The sequence below is a fragment of the Bradyrhizobium sp. LTSP857 genome (genome assembly GCF_000938285.1).
Taxonomy (GTDB): Bacteria; Pseudomonadota; Alphaproteobacteria; order Rhizobiales; family Xanthobacteraceae; genus Bradyrhizobium.
Window position 1 is genome coordinate 16,606 of sequence record NZ_JYMS01000047.1, and the last position, 18,280, is coordinate 34,885.

The window sequence follows — 18,280 nt, forward strand, 5'->3', positions numbered from 1 at the left end:
ACGAACTAGTACGTTTATGCAAGACAGCATCGAAAGATGCCGGATTGGGCGAAATTTGCCTTCACCTTCAAGGTGATCCATAGAAATCGACGGGAGAAACAGTGATGCTCAAGCGCATGCCACCCCCATCGAAGCGCACCAACGACCCCGAGCGCACCAAGCGCGACATCCTCGAGGTGGCGATGGCCGAATTCGCCTCGGAGGGCTATTCCGGCGCCCGCGTCGACGCGATCGCGGCGCGGACGCGCACCTCGAAGCGGATGATCTATTATTATTTCGGCGGCAAGGAGCAGCTCTACCTCGCGGTGCTGGAAGAGGCCTATCGCAGCATCCGCGCGCTGGAGGACCAGCTCGACATCGGAAGCTGCGACGCGCGCGAGGGCCTGCGCCGGCTGATCGAGGCGACCTTCGACCACGACGAGCGCAATCCGAACTTCATCCGCCTCGTCAGCATCGAGAATATCCACCACGGCAAGCATCTGAAGCAGAATTTGCAACTGCGCCAGCTCAATGCCAGCGTGATCGCGACGCTCGATGGCATCCTCAAGCGCGGCCGCACGGAAGGCGCCTTCCGCGACGACGTCGACGCCATCGACCTGCATCTGGCCATCTCCTCCTACTGCTTCTTCCGTGTCGCCAACCGCCACACCTTCGGCGCCCTGTTCGACCGCGATCTCAGCGAGCCCAAGGTGCTGGCGAAGAGCCGCACGCAGATCGTGGAGATGATCTTGGCGTGGCTGGCGAAGGCGTGAGGCGGCGGTGCGCGACTGCGGCCAAACACTCGCTGTCGTCCCGGCGAAGGCCGGGACCCATACCGCGAGGTCTCTCCGTGGAGATCGATCGCAGTACCGAACGACGAATCTTCGCCAAACCCGACCCTGTGGTTATGGGTCCCGGCCTTCGCCGGGACGACGTCGGGGAGACATTTGCGCGCAACTGCTTTAGCGCCGTCATTGCGAACGCAGCTACGCACCGAGCCCGCCCCATGATGCATTTATCTGCCTGTTTTGCCCGACGGTTCAAGTCGGAATTCGGAAACACCGTAACTCATTGTTTCCGTTCGCGTCGGCTACTGTGCATGGGGTTGTTTTCGACTTTTTTGTTGGAGCGCCCTCACCCGGCCTTTTTCTGCCGCGCGCTCGCCAGCAGCACCAGCATGAAGGACGCCGCCGTCATTAGCGTCGAGATCGCAGCAATCGTCGGGTCGATCTCGTCGCGCAGCGCGGTGAACATACGCTTGGTCAGCGGCTGATACTGCCCGCCGGAGATGAACAGTGCGACGATGGTCTCGTCCATCGCCGAGATGAAGGCGAAGACGCCGCCGGCGACCACGCTCGACTTGATCTGCGGCAGCGTCACCGCGAAGAAGCTGCGCAGGCGGTTCATGCCGAGGCTGCGCGCCACCATCTCCTGCGCCGGATCGAAGCTCTGCATGCCCGCCAGCACCGAGATGACGACGTAGGGCAATCCCAGCATCACGTTCGCCAGCACGAGGCCCGGCAGGGTCGCGACCAGCCCGACCTTGGCATAGACAAAGAAGATGCCGACCGCCGTGATGATGATCGGCACCACCAGCGGCAACAGCAGCGCCATGTGAATGACGCGCATGATGCGCAGCTTCGATTGGCTGATGGCATAGGCGGCTGCGACACCCAGCGGGGTCGCGATCACGACCGTCAGGAACGCGACCGTCAGCGTCACCCGCGTCGCCTGCATCCAGGCCGGGTTCGAAAAATACTGCTGATACCAGCGCAGCGAGAAGGACGGCGGCGGGAAGGTCAGGAAGCGCGCGCTGGAGAACGAAATCGGCGCGATGATCAGCACCGGCAGGATCAGATAGATCAGCACCAGCGTGCTGATCACATAGAGCGCAATCCGTGCCGGCGATACGCGCGTCATTTCTGCCCCAAGATGCGATCGAGCGAGATGAAGCGGCTGACGGCGGCGAAGATCAGCAGCACGCTCAGGAGCAGCACCACGGCGACGGCGCTGGCCGCGCCGAACTGGTTGTAGAGCTCGACATTGCGGCTCACCAGCATCGACACCATCACCGTGCGGCCGCCGCCGAGCAATTCCGGCGTGATGTAGAAGCCGAGGCAGAGCACGAACACCATGGTGCAACCCGCGAGCACGCCCGGCAGCGACAGCGGCAGGAACACGCGCATGAACGTGAGCGACGGGCTCGCACCAAGGCTGGCGCCGGCCTGCATCAGATCGCCCGGGATCTTCTGCATGGTGGCGTAGAGCGGCAGCACCATGAAGGGCAGCAGGATATGCACGGTCGCGACCACCGTGCCAAACGTGTTGTGCACGAGCGCGAGCGGCTCGGAGATCACATCGAGATAACGCAGAAGCTGGTTGATCACGCCGGTGCGCTGGAGCAGCGCCAGCCATGCATAGGCGCGCACCAGCACGCTGGTCCAGAACGGCAGCACGACCAGTGACAGGATGAGGATGCTCCATCCTTTCGGCACGGAATTGGCGAGATAGGCCACGGGATAGCCGAGCAGCAATGCGATCACGGTGACCGCGAGGCTGATCTCGAAGGTCAGCGCAAAACTGCGCCAATAGATGTCCTCGGTGAAGATGCGGCGATAGTTCTCCAGCGTGAAGCCGTCGTGGTAGATCGACTGCCAGGCGAGCCAGCCGACCGGCAGCACGATCAGAGCCAGGATCACCAGCAGCGCCGGCGACACCAAAGCCAGCATCAGCCCGTGCTCACGGCGCTGATGCTTTTGCGATGAACCCGGCATGGATGTCGTCAACGCTGCCTCGCTTCGCTTACTTCTGCATGAACGATGCCCAGCGCTTCTCCGCCGCCTCGCCCGCCGGCGACGACCACCACGCGTAGGACATCAGCGCCTGCTTGGCCGCATTGGCCGGCTCGCTCGGCAATTGCGCGGCACGCTCGGGCTTGATCACGCCAGTGTCGAACGCCTTCGGGTTGCCCGGGCCGTAGTCGATGTTGAGCGGCAGATTGGCCTGGTGCACGGGATCGACGGCCTCGTTGAGGAATTTCACCGCGGTGTCGAGATTCGGCGCGCCCTTGAGGATGCAGAGCGAGGTGCTCTGCAAAATGCCCTGGTTATAGGTGAAGGCGACCTTTGCGCCTTCCTTGGCGACCGCGCTGACCCGACCGTTCCAGGCCATCTCCATGTCGACCTCGCCATCATTGAGAAGCTGCGCCGATTGCGCACCGGAGGTCCACCACACCGTGATGCTCGGCTTGATCTCTTCCAGCTTCTTGAAGGCGCGATCGACATCGAGCGGATAGAGTTTGTCCGGCGCGACGCCGTCGGCCATCAGCGCGGCCTCCAGCGTGGCGATCGGATGGTTGCGCAGCGCGCGGCGGCCGGGGAATTTCTTCACGTCCCAGAAGTCGACCCAGCTGTTCGGCGCATCCTTCGGGAACGTCTTCTGGCTATAGGCCAGCACGCTGGAATAGAACTCGTACGACACGGAGTAAGGGCTGCGATAGGTCTCCGGCATCGCCGCCGCGTTCGGGATTTTTGAGAAGTCGAGTTTTTCGATCAGCCCCTGCTCGCCGCCGCGCAGGCAATAGCCGGTCGGGGTGTCGACGACGTCCCAGATCGGCTTGCCGCTGCCGACCTGGGTCTTGATCGCAGGCCAGGCATCGGGAATGGAATCCTGGTTGATGGTGATGCCGAGCTTCTTCGCGGAAGGATCGAGAATCGCCACCGTCTGCGCCTGCTGATAAGCGCCGCCTTGCGAGACGAAGGTGATCTGCTCGGCAGCGGCGGCGATGCCGGCCGTTGCCAACAATCCGAGCGACCCGCCCAACAACGCGTAACCATATCTGAAGTGCCGTTTCGTCATCCTCGCCTCCTCTATCGCCAAAACAATGTCATTGACCGATCGCATCGAGAAACTGGTACCAGCCGGCGACCATGCGCACGGCAGGCTCGCGCAACGGATAGAACGGAATGGACTTCATACGCCGTGCATCGAGCAACCCAACATCAGGCGTCTCGCCACGCACGAAGGCGGCGAGATAGCGGCCCATCAGGCTCGACATCGCGACGCCGGCACCGTTGTAGCCCATCGAGAACAGGGTGCGGTCGTCGAGCCGGCCGATATGCGGCACCGAGTCCAGCGTCATGCCGACCAGGCCCGACCATTTGTACGCGAGCCGCAGGTCGGCGAGATCGGGGAAGATGCCGACCATCGCTTTGCGGAGAGCGTCGAAGGCGGATTCGGAGTCCTGCTTGCCGAAAGCGCCGCGGCCGCCAAAGATCACGCGGTTGTCGACCATGCGGAACCAGCGCATCATGCGCTTGGTCTCCGTGTAGGTTCGTCCCGTCGGCATCAGTTTTCCGGCGAGATTGCGCGGCAGCTTGTCGGTCGCGATGATGGCGCTGCGGAACGGAATCAGCGTGCGCTGGAGATACGCGGTCGCGCCGGTGAGACCGGAATAACTATTGGTGGCGATGATCGCCTGTTTGGCTCGCACCGCGCCTTGCGGCGTTTCGGCAACGATGCCGTCCTGCTCACGCCGGAGCTTTACGACCGGCGATTCCTGGAAAATGGAGACGCCGCGACGCGCCACGCCGTCGGCGAGACCGCGCAGATAGTTCAGCGGATGAATGCCGCCCGAGCCGGGATTGAGCACGCCGCCGACGAAGATATCCGAGCCGGTCTCGTCGCGCACCTCGCGCTTGTCGAGAATGCGGACCTCCGCATCGCCCATCTCGCGCTTCATCCAACTGGCCTCGTCGATCGCGGCTTTCAGCGTGGTCTCGTTGTGCGCGGCCTTGACCTGCCCGGCGCGGGTGAGCTGTGCGCTGGTGATGCCGAACTCGGAGACCAGCTCCTCGACGATGTCGGTCGATTCATGCGCGATCTCGTACATGCGCCGCGCCATCGCGCGGCCATGCACGGCATCGACCTCGCGAAACGAGAGGCGGAATTTTGCAGTGATCACCCCGCCATTGCGGCCGCTCGCACCCCAGCCGGGGCGATTGGCCTCGAGCACGATTGGCGACAGCCCGCTCTTGGCGATGTGGTGCGCGGCGGACAGGCCGGTATAGCCCGCACCGATGATCACCACATCTGCCTGCTGTTCGCCCGACAGGACCGGAAACGCGCGCGCCGGCTCCGCCGTGGCAGCCCACAGCGAGTTGGCCGATGGCAATGCGCTCCAGTCCCGTGTCATGCCCGCGTTCATCCCTTACGCCGGCCCGATCGCCGCGTCGGCAAGCGCCTTCAAGGTCGGGAAATGGAAGTCCGGCTTGGTCAGCGTCTCGACGGCCGGCGTGCCGCCGAAGCCGGTCATGCCTTGGCGCCGCTCGATCCAGCACACCTTGTAGCCGAGCTTGCGCGCGATCCCGATATCGTGGTGCTGGCTCTGCGCGACATGCAAGATGTCGGACTGCTTGTAGCCGAAGGCGGACTGGCGGCCCTTGTTGTAGGCGAAGAATTCCGGATTGGGTTTTGCAACGCCGGTCTCGTCGGCACACACCGTGTCGTCAAAGGGATCGCCGAGCGCGTGCGCATAGCAGGACAGCGCGACGCGGTCGGCATTTGTCATCGCGACCAGGCGGAATTTCGTGCGCAGGCGCTTCAGGGCCTCGACCGAGTCCGGGAATGGTCCCCAGCGCAGCACCGAAAGCTGGAACACGTCGCAGGACGCGTCGTCAGACGGCAGCCCGAGCTCCTTGGCGAGATAGCGGTAGACATGGAACATCACCTCGCTCGAGCGTTCATGGTGCTGGTCGCGGCCGCGCTTGTAGGATTCGAAAATCTTGTCGTCGCTGAGCTCGGCCGGTGTCTTGCCGGAGATCTTGCGCACTGCGGAGAGCACGCCGATCTCGAAATCGATCAAGGTGCCGACGACGTCGAAGGTGAGGACCTTGAAATTGCTGAACGAGGCTATTGACGACATTTTTCTTCTCTCGGGTTGGACAAGGCTGGGTTCAGTCCCGCGCCCTGGGGACGACGATGGTGTCCTCGGGGTGAAGGGTAACGGTGAGGCTGCCGCCCACAGGCGGAATGCGGTGATAGGCCTGGTGATGACTCGGCTGGCGCAGGCTGAGCGCGGTTCCGTCGGGAAGCGCCAGGAAGATGCGCAGGCTCTCGCCCTGATAGACGATGTCGCTCACCGTGCCGGTGAGACGGTTACAAGCGGCATCGCCTGCACCGTCCTCGATCAGAAGCTTTTCGCTGTGCACGGCGAGCATCAGGGCATCGCCGTCGGGAATCGGACGGGCGCTGCGCAGAAGCGCATTGCCGAGCGCGACGCTGGAGGCATCGACGCGGCGGACCGGCAGCATCGTCGCCTCGCCAATAAAACTCGCGACGAAAGAATCAGCGGGATGGTCGTGCAGGCGCGCAGGTTCATCGATCTGGATCAGGCGGCCGTCCTTCATCACGGCGACGCGGTCGCTCATGGTCAGCGCCTCGCGCTGGTCGTGGGTGACGTAGATGATGGTGGCGCCGATGCGCTTGTGCAGCGCGCGCAGCTCGATCTGCATGGATTCGCGCAGTTGCTTGTCGAGCGCCGACAGCGGCTCGTCCATCAGGATCAGGCGCGGCTCGAAGATCATGGCGCGCGCCAGCGCGACGCGTTGGCGCTGGCCGCCGGAGAGCTGCGCGATGCCGCGTTCCTCGTAGCCGGCAAGGCCGACCATCGAAAGTGCGGCGCGTACCTTGTCGGGCCATACCGCTTTGGGCAGGCGGCGTGCGCGCAACGGAAAGGCAACGTTGTCGCCGACGCTCATATGCGGGAACAGCGCGTAGTTCTGGAAGACAACGCCGATGTCGCGCTTGTGCGGCGGCATCCAGGTGACGTCGCGGCCGCCGAACAGGATTGTGCCGGACGTCGGCAGGATGAAGCCGCCCAGGATGCCGAGCAGCGTGGTCTTGCCGGAACCGGAGGGGCCGAGCAACGAGACGAACTCGCCGGCGCCGACATTGAGGGACACGTCATCGAGGGCGCGAACCGCGCCGTAAGCCTTGCTCGCGGACCTGATCTCGACGCTTTCCGCTCGTTTGTCCAACGATCGACCCCGTCTCGTGTCCTGCAACAGCGTGCCTCGCTGCGCGCCATAAGCCTGCTTTATAGACAGGGTTTTAGAGCACTCACGCTTGGAGCGTGCGCCGCACCAAATCTTCGCTCAAAAACCCTGCGTTTAGGCTGTCATGTCAATGACACCAGACTTGGCAAAACTCGGCAATTGCCAAATTCTTACCAGCCTCATAACATGGCGTTATGCCCGAGCTACGCCGGATGCTGCCCTCCAGTAACGCCCTGTTCGTCTTCGACGCCGCGGCGCGCAACGGCAGTTTCACCGCAGCGGCAGCCGAGCTGAACGTCACGCAGCCCGCAGTGAGCCGGATGCTCGGCCAATTCGAGGAGCATCTCGGCGTACGCTTGTTCGACCGCAAAGCGGGACGCGCGGTGCTCACCGAGGAGGGCGAGTTGCTCTATCGCCGCGTGCTCGACGGCTTTCGCAGCATCGAGACCGGGCTGGTCGAGATCGAGCGGCGCCGCAAGGGCACCGAGACGGTGACGCTATCGGTCTCTTCCGCCTTCACCACGCATTGGCTGATGCCGCGCATCGACAAGCTCCAGCGGCAGTTTCCGCGGGTCGATTTGCGATTTCAGCTGATCTCCGGCGCACTGCGCGGGCCGGTGGAGAATGTAGATCTCGGCATGCGCTTTCGCGATCGCGAAGAACCGTCCTCCGGCGGCACGCTGATTATGAAGGAAGTCATGTTGCCGGTGTGCAGCCCGGCCTATCTCGGCGAGTCCGAGCCGGCCGAAGGTAACACCATCATTCGCCTCGCCGAGACGCCGGGCGACTGGGCCGCGGATTACGCATCGCTTCTCACCGGGCGCCGCGGCGCGGCCAAGGCGCTGAGCTTCACCGATTATGCCGTCGTAGTGCAGGCTGCGCTCCTCGGCCAGGGCATCGCGCTGGGCTGGTTGACGGTCGCCTCGCACTGGCTTCTGACCGGCGCGCTGGTGCCGGCGTCGGAGACGCTCACCACCACGCGCCGCATCTGCGAATTCCTGCCGCCGCGCAACCGGCCGATGCGCCCCATCGCCGCCGAGATCCGCGACTGGATCCTCGCGCAGATGCAAAGCGAGATCGCGGCGATCGACCGGCTCTATCCGAAACTCGGCGCGATGGCCGCCTGCTATTGAAGCGCAGTCGCACCGTCAGCTCGCATCCAACGGCCATTTCGGACGCTTTATCTTGCGATACCGCAACGAGGTGATGTCGCGCGCCACGACGCCGGGCACGTCGACCATGATGACCTTCGCAGCGATCGGCTCGAAGGACGCGCGGAAATGCTGGGATGACTTGACCACGACGATCTTGCGCTGCGCGGGATCGACCCCGAGCTGAGTAAAGAGATCAACGCCGAAGGCCTGGCAGCGGAAGGTCGAAAGCACGACCTCGACGCCGTTGCACGATACAAGCGCGCAGTCGCCAAGCTTCGCCGGCGTTCCCGCAAGTCCCGTCATGACCATGTCCGGCTTGAGCGCGCGGATCTCCCAGACGGCATCGACGGGATCGCCGGACAGCGGCCCGATTTTGCCACCGATGCGCAGGCCCAGGCGCGCGCCGACACCGGCATCGAAGGCAATCCGCACCGCGCCCGGATCCCATAGCGGCCCGAGACAGGCGCTCGCGACGTTGCGGTCGATGAGGCGCCGCAAGATATAGGTCGAATCGCCTGGCGCGCCGCCGCCGGGATTGTCGTTGCCGTCGCCGAGCACCACCGTACCGTTCGTGACCACCGCCGCATCGAGCGCGGCATCGACGCCGATCAGGGGCTCGACGAGCGCGTCGCGCAAGTCGCACAGTTCGCGCGCCAGGCGTTGCGCCACCTCTTTCCCCCGCGCGCCATCGGGATCAACCGCGGCGTCGCTGTAGACGAGCATCTTGGTGCCCATGTCCGGCACATCGCCCCAGGAGAAGCCGTGCACGATCGAGACGGAGACAATGCCGTCCTTGCCCTCGAGCGCGCGCACGCGGTTCACAAAGCTCTTTCCCGGCTCACGCGTGGTGTGCAGCGTCGCGATCATTCCGGTGTCGACGACCGCGACGTTGAGCTTGAGGCGCTTCTCGGCCAGCGCCGTGCAGAACTGGACAAGCTCCCTCGCCCGCTCCAAAATATCCGTGTGCGGGTACTCCTTCCAGCAGATCAGGAGATCGGCATTCCCGACCATCGCGTCGCTGAGATGGGTATGCGGGTCGAGCGTGCCGCCCACGACCGCATCGGGTCCGACGATCTGCCGGACGCGCGCCAGGAGGTCTCCCTCGCAATCATCATAGCCGTCGGCGACCATGGCGCCGTGCATGCCGAGCAGGACCATGTCGACGGGAAGCGCGGCCTTGAGGTCCGCAAGAAGCTGGTCGCGCAGGCTCTCAAAGGCCGCACACGTCACGATACCGTTTGGCACGGCCGCCGCCACCAGCCCCTCGATCAGTGTCCAGCCCCGAGAAGGCCCGACCTCGCGCGCGGCCCACAGCGGGCCGCCGTGCATCTGCATCCTGTCGGGATGTTGCTCCGCCGGATAGTAGGCACGCTCGTGGAATGCCGACACGCCGGTCGGCATCGGCGCAAAGGTGTTGGTCTCGGTGGCAAGGGCGGCGGAAAAAACGCGCATCGAAGGTCACTTCTCCCTAATATCGGCCCGGATTATCGGGTTCCGCTTTGTTGCCTGCCATGATGAAACATGCTCCTATTCGTTGCTAGATGAGCAACAATCGACGAGCCGCCGGACGCCCCGTCCCCGACAGCCGGCAACTGGACTGCTTTCGGGAGGTGATGGCGACCGGGTCGATCCGGGCAGCGGCCGACGCGCTGAACGTTGAGCCATCCGTCGTCAGCCGCCACATTGCGCGCCTTGCGGCCGATCTCGGCGTGGCGCTGTTCGAGCGACGCGGACGCGGCGTCATTCCCACCGAAGCGGCCCAGATCGTGCTCGCCTACTGCCGGGAGAGGACGGCGAGCGACGACACACTGCGCAGCCGGCTTGACGACTTGCGCGGCTTGAAGCGCGGCACCTTGCAGGTCATGGCCGGCGACGGCTTCGCCGAGGCGGTGATGGACCGTTTGCTCCCGGCGTTCTGCCGGCGCTATCCGGGCATTGACGTGACCCTGCGGGCCGGCAGCGCCAGGGACATCGTGCGGGCGATCGCCGAAGACGATTGCCACGTCGGCTTCACGCTCTCCGCGCCGCCGCATGCTTCCGTGCGCGTCTTTCGCGAGCGGCCGCGGCCGCTGCGACTGGTTGCAAAAGCCGGCCACCCAATCGCCGCGCTGCGCGAGCCCGTCCGGCTCTCGGCGCTTGCGAGCCACGCCGTCGCGCTCGCCATGCCCGGCGCCGGCCTGCATGCGCTCGTCCAGACGGCAACCGAGAGAGAAGGCGTGACGATTTCCGCGAGCTTCACGGCGGACCGCGCCGCGACGCTGCGCCGCTACGCGCTGGCCGGCCTCGGCGTGACCTTCCTGTCCGAACGCATGATCGCGCGCGAACTCGCCCAGGGCACGCTGGTCGCCCGGCGGACGACGAGCAAGGTGCTGGAGAACAGCCGCGCACAGGTCCTGGTCCGCGCCGGCCGCACGCTTTCCGCCCCACTTCGGGCGCTGCTTGCCGAGGTCAAGCTGATCGACGCCGTGCTCTAGCTGCTGCTATTGATGCGTGATTGCGCGGATCGCGCCGCGCAGCTCGGCGAGGCCGCGCAAGCGGCCGATCGCGGTGTAGCCGGGATTGGTGCGCTTGGTGGCGGCGAGATCATCCAGCATACGATGGCCGTGATCGGGCCGGAAGACGATTCTCGCGTCTGGCGAACGGCGGGCGTTTTCCTTCAGCAGCGCTTTGAGCACCGCAACCATGTCGACGTCACCGTCGAGATGATCGGACTCGTAGAAGGACAGACCGTCGGCCTCGCGCTTGGTCGCGCGCAGATGGGCAAAGGCAATGCGCGGGCCGAAACGTTCCGCCATCGCCGGCAGGCTATTCTCGGCGCGCACACCGAGCGAACCCGTGCACAGGCAGATACCATTGGCCTTCGACGGCACGGCGTCGAACAGCGCTTGATAATCGTCAGCGGTGGAGGCGACCCGCGGCAGGCCAAACAGCGGCCGCGGCGGATCGTCCGGGTGCAGCGTCAGGGACACGCCGAGCTGCTCGGCCACCGGCGCGACGCGGCCAAGAAATTCGGCGAGATGCTGGCGCAGAATCTTGGGCGTGATGTCCCGATACTGCTCCAGCCTGTCGCGGAATTGCGGGATGGTCATCGGCTCGGTGGTCGAGCCCGGCAGCGCGCTGGCGATGGTCATGATGAGGTAGTCGATGTCCGCCTGGCTCATCTTGTCGAAGAGCTTTTTCGCGCGCGCCTGCTGCTCGGGCGAATACTCCTGCACAGCTGTCGGGCGCTTCAGGATATGCAGCTCGAAGGCTGCAAAGCGGTCCTGGTCGAAACGCATCGCGCGAGCGCCGTTCGGCAGCTCCCATTCGAGATCGGTGCGACACCAGTCGACCACGGGCATGAAATTGTAGCAGATGATCTTGATGCCGGACGCGGCGACCGCCTCGAGGCTCGCGATCCACGCCTCGATCGAGCGCGTCGCCTTGGCCCCGAGCCGCTTGACGTCGTCGGGGATCGGAATCGATTCCACCACAGACCAGGTCAGTTGCGAGCGGCCCGGCTGGCCACGCTCGATGAAATTCTTGCGCTCCTCGACCGCCTTGCGCGTCCAGGCTTCGCCGATCGGCACCTGATGCAGCGCCGAGACGATATCCGTCGCACCGGCCTGCCTGACATCGTCGAGCGAGACCGGATCATCCGGCCCGTACCAGCGCCATCCCTGCAACATCATGCGCGTTCTCCTGGATCAGTTCGCCGTCAGCACGACCTTGACGCTCTGCGAGCGGTCGAGCGCCAACCGAAGTGCGTCCGGCGCGGTCGAGAGCGGCCGCTCGGCGGTGACCAGCGACAACACGTCGACGCTGCCGGCTCCGATCAGTTCCACCGCCGTCATGAACTCGAGCCCGAAGCGGAACGAGCCGCGCAGGTCGATCTCCTTGGCCATCACCGCATTCGCCGGCGTCGGGATTTGGCCGCCCGGCAGATTGCCGATCTGCACGACAATGCCGCCACGCCGGACGATGCCGATCGCGCTCGCAAGCCCCGCCGCCGTGCCCGAGACCTCGAAGGCGACGTCGTAGGGACGCGAAGCAGCCTGCGCCTTTAGGCTATCCTCGCCGCTCGCGACGTTCTCGACGTGAGAGGCGCCAAGCCGGGTCGCGAAGGCGAGCGGTGCCGGCGCAATGTCGGCCACGGAGATGTCAGCCATGCCGGCGCGGCGCGCGGCGAGCATGGTCAGAAGCCCGATCGGGCCGGCGCCGAAGATGATGCCGCGCTTGCCCTCGATATTGCCGGCGCGCGCGACCGCGTGCAGGCAGACCGCGAGCGGCTCGGCCAGCGCCGCGGCCTGATAGGACACGTGGTCGGGAATCTTGACGCACTGTGCGGGGATCGCATCGAAGTAATTGGCGAAACCGCCTTGCATGTGCGGTGTCTTCGAGGCCGAGCCCATGAAGTAGATATTTTCGCAGAGATTTTGCCGACCCTCGCGGCAGGCGACGCAATGGCCGCACCATCGCGACGGATTGACGGCAACGCGATCGCCGACCTTCAGGTTGGCTGCGGCTCCCGCAATCTCCACGACCTCGCCCGAAATCTCATGGCCGAGCACCAGCGGCGATTTCACCACGAAATCGCCGGTCCGTGCATGGCGGAAGTAATGCATGTCGGAGCCGCAGATGCCGCCGGCGCCGAAGCGGATGCGCACCATGCCCGATGCGAGCTTGTCGAGCGGGTGCTCGACCATGCGCAGATCTTCGGGGCCGAACAGGGTTGCAGCGAGAGCGACTGAGGTCATTTGGAGAGTCCCATGTATTTTGGCAGCCAGAGGGTCAGTTCGGGAATGTAGGTGATCGCGATCAGCGCGAGCAACAGCGGCACCAGCCAGGGCAAAATCGCGACCGTCGTGCGCTCGACCGAGAGTTTTGCCACGCGCGCGAGGACGAACAGCACCATGCCAAGCGGCGGATGCAGCAGGCCGATCATCAGGTTCAGCGTCATGATCAGGCCGAAATGGATCGGATCGATGCCGAGCTTGAGCACGATCGGCAGCAGGATCGGCACCAGAATGGTGATCGCCGCCGTGGTGTCGATGAAGCAGCCGACGAATAGGATCAGGATGTTGGCAAGCGCCAGGAACACCCATTTGTTATGGGTGATGCTGAGCATCCAGTCCGACAGCATTTGGGCTGCCTGCGACACCGTGAGGAGCCAGGCGAAGATCGAGGCGGCGGTGACGATGAACAGCACCGAGGCCGTGGTCTCGATGGTGTCGAAGGTCGCCTTCGCCACCGTCTTCAGCGTCATGGTGCGATAGCGAACGAGGCCGAGGAACAACGACCAGATCACCGCGGCAACGGCAGCCTCCGTCGGCGTGAACCAGCCGAGCGTCATGCCGCCGATCAGGATCACCGGCGCCATCAGTGCCATCACCGCGGAGAAGTCGTAATACCAGTCGATCGCGAGCAGCGTGCCGAGACCGAGAACCACCGCCATATTGGTCGACATCCCGGCAAGCGTCATCAGCCAGATCGCGAGCGGGAAAGCGAGCACGATGGCGATCTCGAGCCCGGCCGAACCGAGCTGTGGCCAGGAGAACGGCGCATCGCTGCCCCAATTGTTCTTGTGCGCGAAGTAGGTGACGGTGGCCATCATCAGCAGGGTCATCACAACGCCGGGAATGACGCCGCCCAGAAACAGCGCGCCGATCGAGACGTTGGCCATCATGCCGTAGATCACGAAGGGCAATGACGGCGGGATGATCGGGCCGAGCGTGGCGGAGGCCGCGGTGACGCCAACCGAGAACTCGGTGGAGTAGCCGTGGTCCTTCATCGCCTTGATCTCGATGGTGCCGAGGCCGGCGGCATCCGCGATCGCGGTGCCTGACATGCCGGAGAAGATCACCGAGCCGATGATGTTGACGTGGCCGAGGCCGCCGCGCATCCAGCCCACAAGTGCCACGGCGAATTTGTAGATGCGCCCAGTGACGCCCGCGATGTTCATGAGATTGCCGGCGAGGATAAAGAACGGCACGGCGAGCAGCGGAAAGCTCTCGACGCCGGCGATCATGCGCTGCGCCAGCGTGACGTCGGGCGTCACGCCGCTGACCAGGATGTAGAGCAGCGACGACGACGCCATGGCGATCGCCACGGGAACGCCGAGCAGCATCAGGATGAGGAAACCTCCAAGCAACAGCAGCATGACCTTACCCTTCAAAACCGTCGTAGGCACCGGGACGTTCGAGGATCGAATAGCCCTGCCGCCAGTGTTGCAACGCTACCTGCACGGAACGCACGAACATCAGCACGAAGCCGAGCAGGACGGAGTAGTACACGTAGTCCTTGGGCAAATTGATCGTAGTCATCGACTCGTCGCCGATGATCCGGATGTAGACCCAGACCAGCTTGACGGCGTAGCCGAAGAAGGCGATCCGGATCAGGTCGATCACTGTGGACAGCGCGCGCGCCACGAGATGCGGCAGGTAGCGGTAGATCAGGTCGACCTGGATGTGCCGCGACAGCCGCACGCACATCGAGGAACCGATGAAGACCACGCCGATCAGGCAATAGGTCGCGATCTCCTCGGTCCAGGCGTAGCTGTCGTTGAGGACGTAACGGGTGAAGAACTGGAGGAAGACGGCGAGCGCCATCACCCAGAAGATCACCAGCACCACCCAATCCTCGAACGCGTAGATGCCCAGATCGACCTTCGGCGTCGACTCTTCCTCGAAGGTATGGGCGATCTCGTCCGCGGTGATCTGCCGGTGCGTTTCGGCGGTCGACATAGGGCTACTCCCTCAATGGACTTGGGCGTCATTCCGGACGACGCATCAGCGTCGAACCCGGAATGACGGTCGTTGCGCTACTTGACCGCCTGGATGCGTTCCCAGTCGGCCTTGCGATAACCAAACGTCTCGAACGGGACGTTCTTCAGCACCGTGTCGCGAAACTCGTTCTTGTCGACCTCGGTCACGGTCAGGCCCTTCTCCTTGAAGAAGGCCACCAGCTTGGCTTCGTTCTGCTTGATCTCGTCGGTCGCCTTGGCGGCCGCTTCTTGCGCCACGTCCGTGAAGATCTTCTTGTCCTCGTCGCTCAGCTTCTTCCAGAGCGCGCCCGCCACCACCGTGTTGAGGTGGTCGACGATGTGACCGGTCAACACGATGTACTTCTGCACCTCGTAGAACTTCTTGGCCTCGATCGTGGTCAGCGGGTTCTCCTGCGCCTCGACGGTACCGTTCTGGAGCGCGAGATAGACTTCGGCGAACGCGATCGGCGCGGTGTTGGCCCCGCAGGCGCGCGGCATCGCCAGATAGGCCGGCACGTCCGGCACGCGCATCTTCAGGCCTTTGAGGTCCGCACAGCTCTTGATCGGCTTGTTCGACGAGGTCTGGCGCACGCCATAATAGGTCACCGCGATGATGTGGTGGCCGCTCTTGTCCTCATACCCCTTGGCGAGCTCCTTGAAGATGTCGCTCTTGGTGTAGGCGAGCAGATGGTCGGCGTCGCGGAAGGTGTAGGGATAATAGGTCACGCCGATCGGCGGGAAGCTCTTGGCGGCGAAGCTCGAGCCGGAGATGATGATATCGACCGAACCGAGCGAGAGGCCCTGGTTGATGTCGGCTTCCTTGCCGAGTTGGGACGCCGGATAGACGTCGATTTGATAGCGTCCGTTGGTGCGCTTGCCGATCTCCTGCGCGGCCCAGACCGAAGCCGTGTGAAACGGCTCCGAGGTCTCGTAGACATGGGCCCATTTCAACTTGGTCTGCGCCATGCCGGGATTGGTCGCCGCACACATGGCCGCGGCCGAGACCGCCAGCACCATCGCCATTTTCTTCAACATCGATTTTTCCTCCATCCTTTAAGTCTGTTTCTTATTCGCCCGCCCTTAAGTGGTGCGGGCCGCCCAATGTCATCGCGGCCGCGCGCTACCGGCCTTGGCCTCTTTGTTCAACGGTCGTTTTGATTTCGCCGGCTTTTCCGATGATCGTGCCGCCCGCTTCCGTTTGGAGGGCGATCCGGCTGCGACCTCGGCGCCAAAATTCTGCGCAAAGCGCTCCTGCGAATGCGCGAGATGATCACGCATCGCATCGCGGGCGGCGTTGGGTTGGCGCGCCGCAATGGCATCGCGCACGACACGATGTTCCTCGAGCGCGGTGCGCCACGTGCCGGGGTTCTCGAAGTAATGCGCAAGCTGCGTGAAATAGGGATTGAGGCGCTGGTCAAAGAGCTCGCCGACCACGCGCACCAGCACGGCGTTGCCGAGGCATCCAGCGATTGCGACATGGAAGGCGCGATCGTGGACCATCGAGGCTTCGCCGGGATGGTCGACATTCTCCATCGCGACGAGAGCGGCATCGATGCGCGCGACGTCGTCCTTGGTCGCCACGCGCGCGGCCTGCTCGGCGATCGCGCTTTCGAGGAATTCGCGGGCACGCAACAGCTCGAACGGGCCTTCGATGACGGCCGCCGCCGACACGGGCGCAGCGCCCGCGGGCTCAATCACATAGATGCCGGAACCGACGCGGATGCGGACGCGGCCCTCGACTTCGAGCGCGATCAGGGCTTCGCGCACCGTCGGCCGCGACACCTTGAGCTGCTCGGCGAGCTCGCGCTCGGTCGGCAGGCGGCTGCCGACCGCGTATTCACCGCTGTCGATCAGGCTTCGCAATTGATCGGCGATTTGGCGATAGAGCCGTCTCGCCTCCACAGCTTCCAGCGGCACGCTGGCCTCCCCGAAAAGGGCCTCGCTGGGGAACTTCGCCCCCGGCGGCCCGCCAATTTTGGATAATTGGCCTTACCAATTGACCGGAGCATTGACCGAGGAGGGGCGCCATGTCAAGCAGCGGCCAAACACAGGGAGAGACGACCATGCGGCTCGGCCGCGCCAATCTCGATCGGCTGCCCCCGAATCCGAATATCCGCCGCCCGGCCTATGACCGTTCACGCATCACGCCCGGCATCGTGCACCTCGGCCTTGGCGCCTTTCATCGCGCCCATCAGGCCGTCGTCATCGACGACTGCCTGTCCGCCGGTGCCAACGCATGGGGCATCATCGGCGCGAGCCTGCGCAGTCCGGAGACGCGCGACGCCCTCGCCCCGCAGGATCATCTCTACACCGTCGCCGTGCGCGCGGCCGAAGGCACCGAGCACCGCGTCATCGGCGCGCTGCTCGACAGCGTCGTCGCCCGCGAAAAGCCTTCGCGGCTGGTCGACAGGATGGCGGATCCTTCCACTCGCATCGTCTCGCTCACCGTCACCGAAAAAGGCTATTGCCACGCGCCGCAGACCGGCGATCTCGACGAACGGCATCCGGATGTGGTGCACGATTTGAACAATTTCGACGCGCCGCGCTCGGCACCAGGCTTCATCGTGGCCGCCCTTGCACGGCGACGGGCGCAGGGGCTTTCGCCCTTCACCGTGCTCTGCTGCGACAACCTCGCCGCCAACGGCCACACCGTGCAGCGGATCGTGACCCAGTTCGCAGCGCTGCGGTCGAAGGATCTCGGCAAGTGGATCGCAGATACCGTCGCCTTCCCCTGCACCATGGTCGACCGCATCGTGCCGGAGACGACCGATGCAGACCGCGACGCGGTCGCCTCGGCGCTCGGCCTGCGCGACGCCTGGCCGGTGATGACCGAGCCATTCACGCAATGGGTGGTTGAGGACCGCTTCGTCGCAAGCCGGCCCGATCTCGCCGCCGCGGGCGTCGAGCTCGTCACTGATGTCAAGCCGTTCGAGCTGATGAAGCTGCGGCTGCTCAACGCCAGCCATTCGGCGTTGGCCTATCTCGGCTATCTTGCCGGCTACGAGACCATCGCCGACACCATGACCGATCCGCATTTCGCACGGCTCGCCGCGCAGGTGATGGAAGAGGCCGCCGTGACGCTGACGATGCCGGCAGGCACCGACCTTGCCGCCTATCGCGCCTCGCTGCTCAAGCGCTTTTCCAATCCGGCGCTGCATCACCGCACCTGGCAGATCGCGATGGACGGCTCGCAAAAGCTGCCGCAGCGGCTGCTCGGCGCAATGCAGGACCGCATCGCCAGGAACATGCCGATCGCGACGCATGCGCTCGCGGTCGCCGGCTGGATGCGCTACGTCACCGCACTCGACGAACACGGCCGCGCCATCGACGTGCGCGATCCGCTCGCCGGC

Annotated in this window: 17 protein-coding genes; 4 read left to right on the plus strand and 13 right to left on the minus strand. The window is 64.6% G+C overall.

The features are described from left to right. The first annotated feature begins 104 nt into the window (after nt 1-104). Nucleotides 105-752 (plus strand): TetR/AcrR family transcriptional regulator, encoded by a 648-nt coding sequence (locus UP06_RS31835; protein ID WP_045007670.1) that lies wholly within the window; start codon nt 105-107, stop codon nt 750-752. A 361-nt stretch (nt 753-1,113) separates the two neighbouring features. Here UP06_RS31835 and UP06_RS31840 read toward each other — a convergent pair whose 3' ends face one another. The 6 genes from UP06_RS31840 to UP06_RS31865 are packed head-to-tail and all read right to left on the minus strand — an operon-like array spanning nt 1,114 to nt 7,016. After that, nucleotides 1,114-1,899, minus strand: coding sequence for an ABC transporter permease (locus UP06_RS31840; protein WP_045007671.1), 786 nt, complete (start codon nt 1,897-1,899; stop codon nt 1,114-1,116). Continuing rightward, a complete protein-coding gene (locus tag UP06_RS31845; protein WP_245305602.1) occupies nt 1,896-2,753 on the minus strand; it encodes an ABC transporter permease in 858 nt (285 codons plus the stop codon). The genes UP06_RS31840 and UP06_RS31845 overlap by 4 nt, the downstream gene beginning before the upstream one ends. A gap of 28 nt (nt 2,754-2,781) precedes the next feature. Then, nucleotides 2,782-3,837 carry an ABC transporter substrate-binding protein gene (locus tag UP06_RS31850; RefSeq protein WP_045007672.1) on the minus strand — a complete coding sequence of 352 codons (1,056 nt, stop codon included), beginning with the start codon at nt 3,835-3,837 and terminating at the stop codon, nt 2,782-2,784. Between the two features lie 28 nt (nt 3,838-3,865). Then, a complete protein-coding gene (locus UP06_RS31855) occupies nt 3,866-5,173 on the minus strand; it encodes an NAD(P)/FAD-dependent oxidoreductase (RefSeq protein WP_045007801.1) in 1,308 nt (435 codons plus the stop codon). Between the two features lie 15 nt (nt 5,174-5,188). Next, complete coding sequence (locus tag UP06_RS31860) at nt 5,189-5,902, minus strand: HAD family hydrolase (RefSeq protein WP_045007673.1); 714 nt, start codon at nt 5,900-5,902, stop codon at nt 5,189-5,191. A gap of 31 nt (nt 5,903-5,933) precedes the next feature. Then, a complete protein-coding gene (locus tag UP06_RS31865; RefSeq protein WP_045007674.1) occupies nt 5,934-7,016 on the minus strand; it encodes an ABC transporter ATP-binding protein in 1,083 nt (360 codons plus the stop codon). A 212-nt stretch (nt 7,017-7,228) separates the two neighbouring features. On the opposite strand from UP06_RS31865, the gene UP06_RS31870 reads away from it, so the two are divergent. After that, nucleotides 7,229-8,167 (plus strand): LysR family transcriptional regulator, encoded by a 939-nt coding sequence (locus UP06_RS31870; protein ID WP_045007675.1) that lies wholly within the window; start codon nt 7,229-7,231, stop codon nt 8,165-8,167. Between the two features lie 15 nt (nt 8,168-8,182). On the opposite strand, the gene UP06_RS31875 is transcribed toward UP06_RS31870, so the two are convergent. Beyond that, a complete protein-coding gene (locus UP06_RS31875; RefSeq protein ID WP_045007676.1) occupies nt 8,183-9,640 on the minus strand; it encodes a M81 family metallopeptidase in 1,458 nt (485 codons plus the stop codon). Nucleotides 9,641-9,729: 89 nt separating this feature from the next. Here UP06_RS31875 and UP06_RS31880 point away from each other — a divergent pair, with 89 nt between their 5' ends. Further along, nucleotides 9,730-10,662, plus strand: a complete 933-nt coding sequence (locus UP06_RS31880; protein WP_082081762.1) for a LysR family transcriptional regulator — start codon at nt 9,730-9,732, stop codon at nt 10,660-10,662. Between the two features lie 6 nt (nt 10,663-10,668). Here UP06_RS31880 and uxuA read toward each other — a convergent pair whose 3' ends face one another. From uxuA to UP06_RS31910, 6 genes are all read right to left on the minus strand, one after another. Continuing rightward, nucleotides 10,669-11,859, minus strand: coding sequence for a mannonate dehydratase (gene uxuA, locus UP06_RS31885; protein WP_082081764.1), 1,191 nt, complete (start codon nt 11,857-11,859; stop codon nt 10,669-10,671). 15 nt (nt 11,860-11,874) lie between these two features. After that, on the minus strand, nt 11,875-12,924 hold the full coding sequence (locus UP06_RS31890; RefSeq protein WP_045007678.1) for an L-idonate 5-dehydrogenase: 1,050 nt from the start codon (nt 12,922-12,924) through the stop codon (nt 11,875-11,877). After that, a complete protein-coding gene (locus tag UP06_RS31895) occupies nt 12,921-14,327 on the minus strand; it encodes a TRAP transporter large permease (protein WP_045007679.1) in 1,407 nt (468 codons plus the stop codon). Before UP06_RS31895 ends, UP06_RS31890 begins: the two co-directional genes overlap by 4 nt. 4 nt (nt 14,328-14,331) lie before the next feature. Next, a complete protein-coding gene (locus UP06_RS31900) occupies nt 14,332-14,910 on the minus strand; it encodes a TRAP transporter small permease (RefSeq protein WP_045007680.1) in 579 nt (192 codons plus the stop codon). Between the two features lie 77 nt (nt 14,911-14,987). Next, nucleotides 14,988-15,965: a sialic acid TRAP transporter substrate-binding protein SiaP gene (locus UP06_RS31905; protein ID WP_045007803.1), complete on the minus strand. Its 978-nt coding sequence runs from the start codon at nt 15,963-15,965 to the stop codon at nt 14,988-14,990. A gap of 69 nt (nt 15,966-16,034) precedes the next feature. Next, nucleotides 16,035-16,847: a FadR/GntR family transcriptional regulator gene (locus tag UP06_RS31910; protein ID WP_045007681.1), complete on the minus strand. Its 813-nt coding sequence runs from the start codon at nt 16,845-16,847 to the stop codon at nt 16,035-16,037. A 146-nt stretch (nt 16,848-16,993) separates the two neighbouring features. On the opposite strand from UP06_RS31910, the gene UP06_RS31915 reads away from it, so the two are divergent. Further along, on the plus strand, nt 16,994-18,280 hold a 1,287-nt coding region (locus UP06_RS31915), incomplete at its 3' end, for a mannitol dehydrogenase family protein (RefSeq protein WP_045007682.1).